Below are 13471 nucleotides of genomic sequence, written 5' to 3' on the forward strand. Positions count from 1 at the left end.
GCTATCTGTATTTGTTAAACTAATGATGATGACATACTCCATTTTGCGCACCGCTGTTTTTGGCTTGGTTCTGGCCAGTTGCCAGCCCACGGCCAGCACTTCTGCCTCCAGTGACAATTCTGCTTCTGCAGGCACGGCCACCCAAGAAACGCAAGGCGCGGCGCCCACGGTCATAGAGCAGTTGCAGGCTCCCCTCCTAACGGGTGCCGAGCAGACAGAGTTATACCTGCCCTACCTGCAAGGCAAGCGCGTGGCCATGGTCGTGAACCAGACCTCCATCATCGGCAAGAAACATTTAGTAGACACGCTTCTGAGCCGAGGTGTGAAAATTTCCGTGATTTTTGCGCCGGAGCACGGTTTTAGAGGCGACGCCGACGCCGGGGCTCACATCAGCAACAACAAAGACGCCAAGACCGGCCTGCCTATTCTGTCACTCTATGGCAACAACAAAAAGCCTACCGCAGAGCAGTTGAAGGACGTAGACGTGGTGCTGTTTGACATCCAGGACGTGGGCGTGCGGTTCTACACCTACAGCAGTACTATGCATTACGTTATGGAAGCCTGCGCCGAGCTGAACAAACCCATGCTCCTACTTGACCGCCCCAACCCGATTGGCTACCTGATTGACGGCCCGGTGCTGGTACCAGAGCGTAAATCCTTTGTGGGCATGAACACCATTCCCATTGCGCACGGCTTGACCTTAGGCGAATACGCCCAGATGATCAATGGCCAGAAATGGCTGAAGAACGGCGTGCAGGCGCAGGTGAAGATTATCCCTGTGAAAAATTATGACCGCAAGCAGTTCTATTCGCTGCCGGTGAAGCCCTCGCCTAACCTGCCCAATGACCAGTCCATCAAGCTGTACCCGTTCCTGTGTCTGTTTGAAGGCACCACGGTGAGCATGGGCCGCGGCACGCAGATGCCCTTCCAAGTGATTGGCGCACCCTACTATCCTGATAAATCGTTCTCATTCACGCCAGTTCCCATCCAAGGCATGTCCATGGACCCGCCCTACAAAAACCAGGTGTGCTACGGCAAGGATTTGAGGAACATGCGCCTGACGGAGAATTTCACCTTACAATACCTGTTGGATTTCTACAAAGCCTCTGGCCAGAAAGAGAAGTTCTTTAACAACTTCTTCAAAAACCTGGCTGGTACTGAGGAGCTACAACAACAGATACTAGCCGGGAAAACCGAAGCCGAGATTAGAGCCAGCTGGCAACCCGGACTAGACCAATACAAGAAGATGCGCCAGCAGTACCTTCTTTACCCAGACGCCCAATAAAAACATGCAGAAAGAAGATTTGCGGATTGTGTTCATGGGTACGCCAGACTTTGCCGTACCCGGTTTACAAGCCTTGCTAGACAACGGTTGGAACGTGGTGGCCGTCATCACCGCTCCAGACAAACCCGCCGGACGCGGCCTTAAACTGACCTACTCCCCAGTAAAACAAGTAGCCGTGGAAAGAGGCATTCCAGTCTTACAGCCCACTAATTTAAAAGACCCTGCCTTTCAAGAGGAGCTCAGAAGCTATAACGCCAGCTTGCAGGTGATTGTGGCCTTCAGGATGCTACCCGAAGCCGTTTGGAACATGCCGCCGTTGGGCTCCCTGAACATACATGCATCTTTGTTACCGCACTACCGCGGAGCCGCGCCTATCAACTGGGCCATCATCAACGGCGACCAAGAGACAGGTGTAACCTCCTTCTTCTTGCGCCATGAGATTGACACCGGAGACATCATCCTACAGGAGAAAGTAGCCATTGAACCGGAGGATGACTTCGGTTCTTTGTATGAAAAGCTCAAACACGCCGGGGCCAAATTGCTGTTGGACACGGTGACCGCCATTGTGGAAGAGCGCACCCAGCCCTACCCGCAGCCGCAGTTAGACGAGCCGCGCATGGCGCCCAAGATTTTCAAGGAAACCTGCCAAATTAATTGGAACCAGCCCGCTGAGAAGGTGCATAACTTCATTAGAGGCTTGTCACCTTACCCGGCCGCTTGGACGGTGTTGGAAGGCAAGCAGTTCAAGGTGTTGAAAGGCGAAGTTACTTCTGCCGAATCAGCTCTTGAGCTGAGCACCATCCAAACCGACAACAAGACCTTCCTGCATATTCAATGCGCCAACGGCACCGCCTATTCCATTCTGGAACTGCAGATGGAAGGCAAAAAACGCATGTCCATCCAGGATTTCCTTAGAGGCTATACCTTTCAAACCACCGCATGATTCACATAGTAGTCGCCATCGCCGAGAACCGCGTCATTGGCAAAAACAACCAGCTTATCTGGCACCTCCCAGAAGATTTAAAGCACTTCAAATTGCTCACCATGGGGCATCCCATGATTATGGGCCGCAAAACCTTTGAGGCCATCGGCAAACCACTCCCGGGGCGTACCACCATCATCATTACCCGTCAGGCTGACTACCAGGCTCCCGAAGGCTGTATTGTCACCACCTCTTTAGAGGAGGCCTTGCAAGAGGCGATGGCGCTAGACGAGCAGGTGATGGTAGTGGGCGGCGCAGAAATTTATAAGCAGGCCCTTCCGCTAGCCGAAGTCGTGCATCTAACTTTGGTACATGAGTCTTTTGATGGTGATGTCTTTTTCCCAGAACTAAGCCCAGCCGAATGGGACATCACGACCCAGCAAGAGCATGAAGCAGATGACAAGCACGCCTATCCTTTTTCCTTCTTCACCTTTAGAAGGATCGCCAATTTCAGTGCTAATTAAGGTTGCGTCACCCTTAAAAACCATATCTGGCTGATTAATTCAGTAGATTTTAATTAACCGTTTTTGGCCTATTTCTTAGAAAATAGGCCAAAAACGGTTTTTTCATTTCAACGGAAGTTTCTCTCTTGTGTAAGAACAACGGGAATCACATACTCACTTAAAAAAGAGAGGCCCTTGCTAAGTAAGCAAGGGCCTCTCTTTTTCATCTTCGTTTTTGGCTTGATTCCTAGAAAACAGCCCGAAAACGGATTAGCGTAAAATGTAGATCTTACCGTAGCCGTTCTTAAAGGCTTTGTCACCGTTTACGTAGCGCCGCTTCATCTCTTCTGGACCTTGGTCTACAATTACCCGGTACAAATACACGCCATTGGCTAAGCGGTCACCATACTCATCGGTTCCATCCCAGGCGTACTCTGTCATGTTGTTCCCAATCTTTAAAGGCCCTAGCTCATCGCGCTGAATCTCTTTGACCACTTTTCCGGTAACGGTCATGATTTGGATTTTCATGCGCTCTGGAATGTAGCTGCCCGTCAACGTGAACACGAAGCGCGTTTTAGAGGAGAACGGGTTAGGGTACGGGAAGAAGTTAGAGATAGAAGACTCGTTCACTACCTGGAAATTAATCCGGTACCTCTCGGCGGCTGCCTTTTGGCCAGAAGCATCTTTGCCTTGCACCTCCAGCGTATACATTCCGTCTGACAGATCCTTCGGGTTGTACTCAACTCTAAAGTCATTCTTCTCATCAGCAGGGTACCATTTTACCTCTGCATTAGTATTGATGTCAATCTCCTCAAAGTCTTTGGCGTCTGGACGCTTCAAGAAAATCTCCATGGAACTAGGATCAGTGATCAGGACCTTGCGGTTATTATCCTTCAGCATCACATTGATCACAGGGCTAGGCGAAACAATGTCCTGGTCTAAAATATGCGCTCCGTCAAATACCACGTCTAACACCGGCGGCATACCTGCCACCTGGTTAACTGTGAAAGGAATCTCCAGGATATTGTTGTTATAATTCTGCTCTGGCAACAACTTAGGATTCCAGTTAAAACGTAACCGGTTGGTGCCTTTCATTGTGGCCGTTGGTAAAGAGTAGTTAAAATAGATGGTGTCATTCTTAACCAACGGACCAACTTTTGTCAAGGTAGTGGTGCTGGTACCATCCTCCTTCAGCAAAGTAGTTTCAATGGACACGTCACCAGCAAAGTCTGTGTCTGTCACGTTATGGAAAGCTAAGCGTAAGTCTATTTTGCCGTTAGTAGCCTGCTCTGACAGCTTGTTGTACTTGTCTAGTCCCACAATATCTGGCCTAATGATTCCTTCTGGTGCCGCATTATAAAGTACAGTCCATTCTTTAAAGGCGGGCGCGGTGCGCTGCTCCGCGTCTTTCATGTTCAGGCGCAGCTTCAAATACGGAAACACGCTCGCGCTTATACCAGAAATGTCATAGCTTTTAGCCGTGATGTCACTATACAACTCTTCTTCTTCCCCTTCTGCGGTTACACCAATAATATCAACTCCATAAATATCTGCGCCGCTGGTTGTTACCTGGTGTTGCAAGGTTTTCCATTGGGTGGATGGCCCTATCAAGTTAGACATAATAGATCCTTGACGGCCGTTCACCTGCAACTGCTTTTCTAGGCGCACCATCTGCAAATCTCTAGGCGTGGTTGTATCATCTGGATTCACGCTGGATTCTAGGGCAGTACCAGAGGCAGTGCCTTTTCTTCCTAACATGGCAAAGGGATCACCGGTCTGAAGTCCATCAATTAATTTAGACCCTACTCCTTTGAATGCCTCTTTTAATGAAGGACTAAAAGACGAATACGGCACATTGTTAATACCTACCATGGCCACATAATAGCCTTCCGGAATGGTTCTCAAGAAAGCTTGTAGCCTGTCTCTGTAGGTGATGTTGTTAAGGTTAGTGAACTGGTAGATGACGTTTGTGTCAAACCCACATAAAGCGCCCGTACCGGCTGGCATTTTGGTGAACGGATCTAACGTGACATCATTAAAGACTATAGCATAAATGTTAGGGTTATTGAACCCGCAATTGTCCCAGATAAAACTATTCCCATCGATAAATATACCATACGGCGCGGTAAATGACATCTTATGCTGCCCGCCGCCGCTTCGCATTTCAATGCGTTTAAACAATGGCGCGAAGTCAAACTTTTTATTCTTCTCAGATATCACCAGACCAGAAGGCTCGCCTGTGGCTACTTGGGCAAATCTAGCCTGAGACCAACCTTGAGAACCATTAGGAATATAACGGAAAGAGCTATTCGCCCAAATGATTTCTTCATCGGGACCTAATGTATTGTATTTGAATCTCCAGAAATACACCACACTATCTTCACCGTTAGTTTCTGGCAGAGACACCTCCCAAGTAGGCAAAGAAGTTGAACTCACCACCTGAGATTTTTTCCAAGGGCTATCAAAGGTATTTGTGGTGTCAATCTCAAAGTAATAGTCCCTAGGAGCACTCAGCAAATTGGTTGACTGACCTATCAACTTGACGGCACCATTAGTGACAATAGAGAATTCTTGTGGAGCCACCGCCATAACGCCACTTTGAGACATAAAAAACTCATAAGTAGCAGCATTGTTAGTCTCATCCAACTCAGGGATTTTTTGCTGATGATCTAAGACCACCTCAAACTTATTAATCCCCGCAGAATTAGGCACATTGCCCGTAAGCTCAATAGAAACGGTATCCCGGTAATATACTGGCCCCACTTTCATAGAATCCTTCAAGACTACCCCGTTGGTCAGGGTTCTGTTTATCAACACATAGAAGGAGTCAACGTTAACTTTTGCTATATTCTTAATGTCTACTGCCATCAAGAACTTCTCAGAGTTAGCAGTCACCGTACCGCCAGTAATTGGCTTGATAGATACTCCACCTTCGGCAATGGTATAGTCAGCTTTTTCTGGTCCTACAACAACAATAGCCGGGTCTGATTGCAGTACCATTTGCATAAACATGGCTATTCCTGCACCGTTATTCAAAGAAGCAGAAGTGTTCTTAATGGTTAATGCATGTTGCTCACCAATTGTCTTGCCAAAGCTTGCCTCATCTGCAAAAACGGCTTTGTAAAAATTAGTGCTGAACACATTCAACAAGGGAGGCAAACCGGCATGCACGTGTGCCAAGAAGCCAATCGCTCCTTTTTCTGGTGTAAGGAGCCAATCCTCACCAAACGATTTGGCTTGAATGAAGCTATTACCTGCCTCACACCCATTCATTAAAATGAAAGGGTACTTGTCTTTGTTTTTATACCCGTTCAAAACATTAGACACCAGGCCAATCTCTAAGTCTGAGAAACTGGTGGAGCTGTGACCAAAGAAAGTCACCATGGACAAGCCATTATTCAGCTCTTCGGCAATATTGATGTTATCTACCCCAGCAATTGAGCTTTTCAATTTAGTGGTTACGTTTGCCCCCAGCCATTTGCCTTCGGCTATACGCTCAAATCCCCTCAGATAATTAGCCAAAATTGCACGTTCTGGACCATCTATCCCCCCACCTAAGTGTAGGATATTCTTACGCCATTCCAGGTTCTGAGGCAATGCTTCATGGGACTTCACTTTGTTTAAGTAATCTAATACTTGGTGTGGCTGGCTAGCCGCAATTCTTCCTGTGCCCAATAACGGTGTATACTCACTCTGTTCCCAATTGGCCGTGTAAAAGATATCAGAACCTGGTACGCCACCAGTGGGCACCAAGTCTTGTACCGGAAGTGAAAGAGGTGAGTTCCTTACTCTTTTATCTGTATACTCTACTCCTTTGCCAATCAAGAACAAAAACTTAGGCTGGCCTGTGTTCTGCATGTATTTGACAAACCTTCTGATAGCTGCCGGAGATTTCTCACCATAAAAGAATTGATCATACAACTGCCCTACTTCCATTACAAGGGTATCATATTTACCACCAGCAGCAGAGGCTCTATAAGCCGCATAATCTTTTACAGGGTTAATAGACTCCGCAAACGAAAGCATTAAGCTTTTATGGGATACAATCAGGTAGTTTGCTTTATTGCCCACCACAGATTTAAAGTTCACTTCTTTGGCAGGCAAAGGCACTAATTGAGACCCTGACCAAAGTATGCCTTTTTTGAAGGTAGTAGGAAATACAAAACCCTTTTGGGATCCTACCATCACACCCTCTACTCGTGTTATGTTGTCCTGAGAAGTAATATCATATCCTATAGATGCTGCAGCAGATGAGCCGTCAAACAAATAATATAATGGGTTAACAGTGCTTCCTTCATAGGCAATCGGAATAGACTTGGTTGCAATTGTGTTTTTTCTAGGGTAATAGGTCTTAAAATAGCTGGTTCTATATCTTGAGGCAGAACTCTTAGCGGTTATTCTAATAACAAGCTTTCCATCTGCAGCAAAGTCTGTAACTCTTAATGGAAATTTCTTTTTGAAAGATTGGTACCCAATAAGCCGCTCAGAGCCAATCAAACGCTCACTTCCCCCCGGCGGGGTTACAAACAAATCAATATCATGGATATTGTCATTGTCTCCAGCTAAGGCAATTTCTATACTTGGTGCACCTGCGCCCACACCTGTATAAACATTGTTAGCCATATTAGTAAGTGTGAATTTATAGCCAGATGTAGACCCACCCAAAAAGCCTTCGGCAGCATCCATCCAAGAATGATAACCACCCGAATAGCGCTTTCCACGGGCAAATTGAAAGTCATCCAATAAATATCCTTCACTCCAATGCCAAGGTTCTGGCGTAAGGTTAGTAGAAGGTTGAGCATAGGGAACCATACGCTTACCATCTACCGCAGACCAGGTAAGAAAGTAAGTGGCCGTGTCTGTGTAAAAGCTATGATACGGGTTTAAGTGATTGGCATCAGGGTTTTGATAAAGCTCTCTATCTAAGACCCCATCATTCTTCTCGCCATAGAACTCTATAAAATCCCCATCATCAAAGGAGCCATCATTCTCACCGGCAATATGGATGGCAACTTCTTGCCCTCTTCTAAAAAGTTGTAGTTTGCGTGGGTCAACGCCTGTGATGCCAGCGGTTTGTAGGTAGCTTTTGTCCAGACGGTAAATACCCGTGGCGGGTACCTGTATCTTGTAGTACTTCTGGCTGTAATTAATCCATTCATTGCCATAGACTACCTGCTGCGCAGAAGCCGATTCTGCAGCTCCCAGCAAGAGACCTGCCATCAAAAAGAAAGCCAGTAAGAAGGCTTTGAAAGAGTAAATCTTAGTTAACATATAGGCTAGAACTATAAAATCAATCAAAACTGTAAGCAAGCGACACAATCACCGAAGAAGTTTTGCTATCAGCGGCTACTTTGGAGAGGGCCAAGTCTAAGGAGAGTCCATAAGAGGCCACGCCTATCCCGAAGTTAGGCTGCATCTTCCAGCTACTCTTGCCGTCCAAGTCCTCTATCTGTTGCACGTTGTTCAAGCCACCGCGCAAAAATACCGAATTAGCATAGCCTAGTTCTACACCCACTCTTGGGTCTACAGAAACTCTATTGGTAGCCAGAAGGGTATTGCGTTTACCATCAAAGGTCACATCCAGGTCTGTGGCTACCAAGGCAGAAAACTTTTCACCTACATTGAATGAACGGCCCACGCCCAGAATCAACCTGGGCAAGGTAATTTCAATGCTGTTGGCATTAAAGGACTCATCATCTTTCAGGTAAGCGGCCTCCAGTTCCTCAGCGTTTAACTTCCAGGCGGTAAAGGTGGTGGTGATGTCCTTGGCCATGACGCCAAACTGCCAGTCGCCGCGCTGTAATTGCGCCCCTAAGTCTATCCCAAAACCCCAGGCACTGGCAAAATCACCCACGTTGCGGTAAATGATTTTAGCATTAGCGCCCAGCATCAAACCAGGCAGCCAGTTACTACGACGGGCATATGAGGCAATAAAGGCGTAGTCGGCTACTGAGAAGTACTCAATGCTGTCATACTGGATGGCGCCGTACTCATTCTGCAAACGGCGGGTGTCTGCAATGTCATCTACGCCTAGTCTAATTACAGAAATGGCTAGAGCACTGGAAGAGTCCAAGGTGGTGGCATAGGCCCCAAAGTCATTCTTAATGATCCCGGCAAATAGCTCTGAGTGCATGTAACCCACGTTGTGCCGGTTTTTCAAGCCTACTAGGCCGGCCGGGTTCCAAACCCCAGAGGTGACGTCACGCACAATAGCAGATTGAACGCCGCCCATGCCCAAGGCTCTGGCCCCTACCCCTATGTTCAGGAATTCATTGCTGTATTTGGGTGCAGAAACATCCTGAGCCAATAATGTGTCTGGCAAGACAAAGGATGAGAAAAGGAGAAAGAAGAGTAATAGTCGTTTTGGCATATAAATAACCTAGTAACGTGACTTCTATGGAAGTAAGATGTAAAGATAGTCCATCTAAGCGGTTAACGCACATTCCATTCTTGCCCTAATACAATGATTACCCCCGCTATGTTCCACTCTGGGTGGGTTTTCTTTTATCTCCTTATATAGAAGTTCTTCTATCTCCTGTTTTTGCTCAGATTTTGAAAAAATACCCCGAAATCGGAAACAAAAAATAATTTTTGACAGTACCTTGTTTTACATAGTACCTTATATTATCTTTGTTTCAATAATTTCAGACTCACAGACCATGAAAGTAGAAAACACACAAGTGCAGATGCGGAAAGGGATTCTGGAGTACTGCATTCTGGAAATCATCGCCCGCGGCGAAGTCTACGCCTCCGACATGCTGGAGGAGCTCACCTCGGCCAAGATGATAGTAGTGGAGGGGACGCTCTACCCACTGCTGACCAGATTGAAGAACGCCGGACTCCTTGACTACTCCTGGGTGGAGTCCACCTCAGGACCGCCCCGCAAGTATTACACCCTCACCCCTACCGGCCTCCAGTTTTTAGACCAACTGAGACTCACCTGGCAGGAACTGGTAGACTCCACCACCTACATCATCAACCACAAGAAATCCAAGTAACCATGAAAAAGAACATAAGTGTCAACCTGCAAGGCATGATCTTCCACGTGGAGGAAGACGGCTATGAGATGCTGAGCCAGTACCTGGCCGCCATCAAACGATACTTCTCCACCTATGAGGGACACGAGGAGATTGTAGCCGACATAGAATCCCGCATTGCGGAGATTTTCTTCTCCCGCCTTAACCCTGGCAAACAGGTCATCACCCAAGAAGACGTGAAAGACCTGATTCTGCAGATGGGAACGGTGACGGACTTCCAGATGGAAGAGCGTGAAGAGACAGAATCTGCCTATTCTCACAGCTCTACCACCGGCAACACCTACCAGCAAGCCCCTGGTGAGCAGAAGCGCCTGTACCGCGACGTAAACCGCAAGGTGCTGGCCGGGGTAGCTGCCGGTATTGCCAACTACCTACAGACAGACCCGCTTTGGGTACGCCTGGCCTTTGTATTCCTGGTGATTGGTATTCCTTTCTCAGGTGGTATCACGCTGTTTGGTGTGATTTTATACATCATCTGCTGGATAGCCTTGCCAGAGAATGCGGCTTTGCCAGAAACCCAGGTACGCAAATTATTTAGAGACCCAGTAGACAAGAAACTGGGCGGCGTGGCCAGCGGTATTGCCATCTACTTTGGGGCAGACGTAGCCATCATTCGGTTGCTGTTTGTCATCTTCGCGATTTTTGGTATTGGCCTTTTGATTTACATAGTCCTCTGGATAGCGGTTCCAGAGGCAAAATCCATCACGGAGCGCGTGCAGATGCAAGGCAACCCCGTGACCTTGTCCAGCATTGAAGAGTCTGTCAAGAACAACTTAAACATGCGTGACGCCAACGGCGAAGAAAGCACCCTGGCCAAAATCCTATTGTTCCCGGTACGTCTGGTCTCTCAGGTTATTTCTGTGCTTTCCAGACTGCTGCACCCGGTATTAGGCTTTCTAATCACCATGATAAGAGTAGTTGCCGGCTTGTTCATGATTTTTCTAGGCGGAACGCTTGCCTTCGCCTTATTTATAGGATTGGCCACTGCTCTTGGCAGCATGACTAATTCAAGTCTATTTGAAATGGGCGACATCCCGGCTACAGCTTTCTTTAACGGTGTGCCCACCTGGGTGACGGTAGCTGGTTTCTTTGCCGGCATCATCCCTGCAATTGCCCTTATCTTGATTGGCGTTGGCTTATTGGCCAGACGCTTCTTCATACGGCCAACCGTGGGCTGGTCCATGCTGGGTATCTGGTTACTGTCCGTTGTGATGTTGATTTCAGGCATTGCCATGACTAGCCGCGAGTTCCAGGAGTATGGCGAGTTCACCAAAGAAACTACGTTCCCGGCCGCCACCTTAAAGACCATCAACTTAAACCTGCGCGAGTCAAACTATGACTATGGTGACCTGGACATTGAAATTGAGGGCTACAACGGCACCGATATCAAAGTAATCCAAACGTTCCAGGCCCAAGGCTTTAACGAAGAGAATGCCATTGCCAACGCCCGCATGATCTCTTACAAGTTGGTACAGCAGAACGACTCTACCATTCGGTTTGATGATGCTTTTACCTTTAACAACAATGCCATCTTCCGGGCCCAGGATTTGGACATTAAAATATTAGTGCCAGAAGGCAAGCAGATCAGGTTCTCTGAAGGCTTTGCCAGTCAATTCGGGTATGAAATCACAGACGGTGATTATTACGGAGAAGATGTAGCCGAAAACCTTTGGCAGATGAAAAACGGCCGTCTGGTGTGCGTGTCTTGCAGCGTCATAGACAACAGCCCAGTCAACGCATCAGATTCGCTAGGGGTAGCAAGAAGAAATGACATGGCCCTGGGTGATGACCTTGAAATCCTGAACGGAGACTATGACGGCACCCGCAAGGTGTACAAAGTAGGCGACTTCAATGAGGTAGTGGCCGCCGGCGCTTACCACATCAGAATCAAGCAATCCTACCGCCACTTTGTGCGCGTGCAGGGCAATGATGAGGAGCTGGACAAACTAAGAATACGCGAACAGAATGGCGTTCTTAAAATCAGCCGCGAGGGTGGTTCTTTCTTCAAACTATGGGATGGCAACAAAAGACCAATCCTCATTGAGATTGAAACCCCAGACCTGCAGTCAGTAGACTTGAGCGGGGCTATTAAATCAGAAATCTTTGGCTTTGCCCCCGAAGACTTTACGCTAAACATGTCTGGCGCCACTGAGGTAGCCATGAATATTAACACTTCTAATTTAAAGTTAGACTTGAGCGGCGCCTCTCAGCTACGCATCAAAGGCAGTGCAGACTATATGGAACTGGATGCCAGCGGTGCCTGCGGCATTCAAGCCCCAGATTTGGTAACTGACCGTGCAGACGTGGACTTGAGCGGTGCCAGCCAGGCGTTGGTAAATGTGCAGCGAGTGCTTAACGCAGACGCCAGCGGGGCCAGCAACATTGAGTACGTAGGCAATGCCGAACTAGTGAACAGAGACCAATCGGGCGGGTCACAAGTAAGACGACGCCGTTAGAAAGAAAAACCGTTTTTGGCCTGTTTTACAGGAAACAGTCCAAAAACGGACCTCATGACAGTCGCCTCCTCTTTTGGATTTCAGGGGGTGGGCTGTTTAAAGGAGGGCGCGCTTCTGGCAAAGCCTTCCTTTTCCTTGAATTTGGTTGTTTGTGTTCTATACCCAAGGCGAGCCACTGGCTTTTGAGTGGCTCGCCTTACACAACCAGCACCCCTCCTCTTTTGTGTTTCCGCCTTCGCCGGAAATCCTTCTTCAGACCTTATTCCTACTCAGCTTTTTTGTCCGGAAATTTTATGGATGCTGGCTGACTGTACCTCATACTTTTCCAATCTAAAACTATGAAACCCATCTCCATCCTTTTATCCTTTTTGTTAAGCTCTCTGCTGTTGGCCTCTTGTCACTCATCAGATTATTATCCGCTGGCCTCTACCTATAATCCCAATGACACATACATTCCTTTTCAGGAATACCCAAAATACGCTCAGCACCCCAGACCTTATGTAGTAGAAGCACCGCAGTTCGTCATCTTCGGGGCCTCGCATACCAAAGACCCTAAAGACGCGCAAATCACCCAGATTGAAGCGAAATGGAATGCTTTAAAGCCTACGGTGGCCTTGATTGAAGGCAAGCCTGGCTTCACCCCACCCAGCTTTATTGACCCCGTAAAAGAGCTAGGCGAGAATGGAAAAGTGCAGGACCTGGCTAGAACCCATGACGTACCCGTGTACAGCTGGGACTTGTCTAAAGAAGAGTTGGCCCAGCAACTGGCTACCAAATTCTCTGCCGAGCAGGTAGCCTTGTCGCTCATTTTGAATCCCTATTTCAGTAACCTGCGCTTCGGGAAGCCAGAGTCTCCGGAGAAATATATTGAAGAGTTTTTAGAGCGCGCTGAATACGTGAACCAGCAGGACAACTTCAAGACCGTGGCCGACGTGGACCGCGTCTGGAAAAAACACTTCTCCACCGGCAAAGACTGGCGCGAAACCTCAGATGAATATGGGTTGCCGGGTTATCTGGCAGACATGATGGCGGTGAGCAATGACCTGCGTAACCAGAAGATGATTGCCGTCATGAAAGAGCTACTAGCCAAGAAGGAGAAGGTGTTTGCCATTAGTGGTTCCAGCCACGCGGTGTGCGTGGAACCGGCCTTCCGCAAAAAATAACATTGTAGGCACGCCCAAGGCTTCAATTTGGAGGAAATTTTAAAAGTGATTTGCCTCCCAACCGCCAGAAGCAGTTCTTATTTCACCTTGAAAGAAGTAAGCTTT

8 protein-coding genes are annotated in these 13471 nt (G+C 47.8%); 6 read left to right on the top strand and 2 right to left on the bottom strand.

The features are described 5' to 3' along the window. Positions 1–22: 22 nt before the first annotated feature. Genes ABD880_RS06815 through ABD880_RS06825 form a run of 3 tightly spaced genes read left to right on the top strand, consistent with a single transcriptional unit; the run spans position 23 to position 2731 of the window. On the top strand, positions 23–1285 hold the full coding sequence (locus tag ABD880_RS06815) for an exo-beta-N-acetylmuramidase NamZ family protein (RefSeq protein WP_345163952.1): 1263 nt from the start codon (positions 23–25) through the stop codon (positions 1283–1285). Positions 1286–1289: 4 nt separating this feature from the next. Beyond that, positions 1290–2228, top strand: coding sequence for a methionyl-tRNA formyltransferase (gene fmt, locus ABD880_RS06820; RefSeq protein ID WP_345163954.1), 939 nt, complete (start codon positions 1290–1292; stop codon positions 2226–2228). Continuing rightward, a complete protein-coding gene (locus tag ABD880_RS06825; RefSeq protein WP_345163956.1) occupies positions 2225–2731 on the top strand; it encodes a dihydrofolate reductase in 507 nt (168 codons plus the stop codon). The genes fmt and ABD880_RS06825 overlap by 4 nt, the downstream gene beginning before the upstream one ends. A 249-nt stretch (positions 2732–2980) precedes the next feature. Here ABD880_RS06825 and porU2 read toward each other — a convergent pair whose 3' ends face one another. Then, positions 2981–7981, bottom strand: a complete 5001-nt coding sequence (porU2, locus tag ABD880_RS06830; RefSeq protein ID WP_345163958.1) for a putative type IX secretion system sortase PorU2 — start codon at positions 7979–7981, stop codon at positions 2981–2983. 19 nt (positions 7982–8000) lie between these two features. Continuing rightward, positions 8001–9080 carry a putative type IX sorting system protein PorV2 gene (locus tag ABD880_RS06835; protein WP_345163960.1) on the bottom strand — a complete coding sequence of 360 codons (1080 nt, stop codon included), beginning with the start codon at positions 9078–9080 and terminating at the stop codon, positions 8001–8003. Between the two features lie 289 nt (positions 9081–9369). Here ABD880_RS06835 and ABD880_RS06840 point away from each other — a divergent pair, with 289 nt between their 5' ends. The 3 genes from ABD880_RS06840 (at position 9370) to ABD880_RS06850 (ending at position 13366) form a co-directional block, all read left to right on the top strand. Beyond that, a complete protein-coding gene (locus tag ABD880_RS06840) occupies positions 9370–9708 on the top strand; it encodes a PadR family transcriptional regulator (protein WP_160689974.1) in 339 nt (112 codons plus the stop codon). A 2-nt stretch (positions 9709–9710) separates the two neighbouring features. Then, positions 9711–12203, top strand: coding sequence for a PspC domain-containing protein (locus ABD880_RS06845; protein ID WP_345163964.1), 2493 nt, complete (start codon positions 9711–9713; stop codon positions 12201–12203). 338 nt (positions 12204–12541) lie between these two features. After that, entirely contained in the window at positions 12542–13366 is an 825-nt protein-coding gene (locus ABD880_RS06850) for a TraB/GumN family protein (protein WP_345163966.1), read from the top strand. Positions 13367–13471: the final 105 nt, after the last annotated feature.

Source organism: Nibribacter koreensis (assembly GCF_039541795.1).
Taxonomy (GTDB): domain Bacteria; phylum Bacteroidota; class Bacteroidia; order Cytophagales; family Hymenobacteraceae; genus Nibribacter; species Nibribacter koreensis.

What these genes read in the sequence shown, in the direction of transcription:
- ABD880_RS06815 (WP_345163952.1), top strand. Translation starts at nt 23, where the DNA reads ATGATGATGACATACTCCATTTTGCGCACCGCTGTTTTTGGCTTGGTT.
- fmt (WP_345163954.1), top strand. Translation starts at nt 1,290, where the DNA reads ATGCAGAAAGAAGATTTGCGGATTGTGTTCATGGGTACGCCAGACTTT.
- ABD880_RS06825 (WP_345163956.1), top strand. Translation starts at nt 2,225, where the DNA reads ATGATTCACATAGTAGTCGCCATCGCCGAGAACCGCGTCATTGGCAAA.
- porU2 (WP_345163958.1), bottom strand. Translation starts at nt 7,981, where the DNA reads ATGTTAACTAAGATTTACTCTTTCAAAGCCTTCTTACTGGCTTTCTTT.
- ABD880_RS06835 (WP_345163960.1), bottom strand. Translation starts at nt 9,080, where the DNA reads ATGCCAAAACGACTATTACTCTTCTTTCTCCTTTTCTCATCCTTTGTC.
- ABD880_RS06840 (WP_160689974.1), top strand. Translation starts at nt 9,370, where the DNA reads ATGAAAGTAGAAAACACACAAGTGCAGATGCGGAAAGGGATTCTGGAG.
- ABD880_RS06845 (WP_345163964.1), top strand. Translation starts at nt 9,711, where the DNA reads ATGAAAAAGAACATAAGTGTCAACCTGCAAGGCATGATCTTCCACGTG.
- ABD880_RS06850 (WP_345163966.1), top strand. Translation starts at nt 12,542, where the DNA reads ATGAAACCCATCTCCATCCTTTTATCCTTTTTGTTAAGCTCTCTGCTG.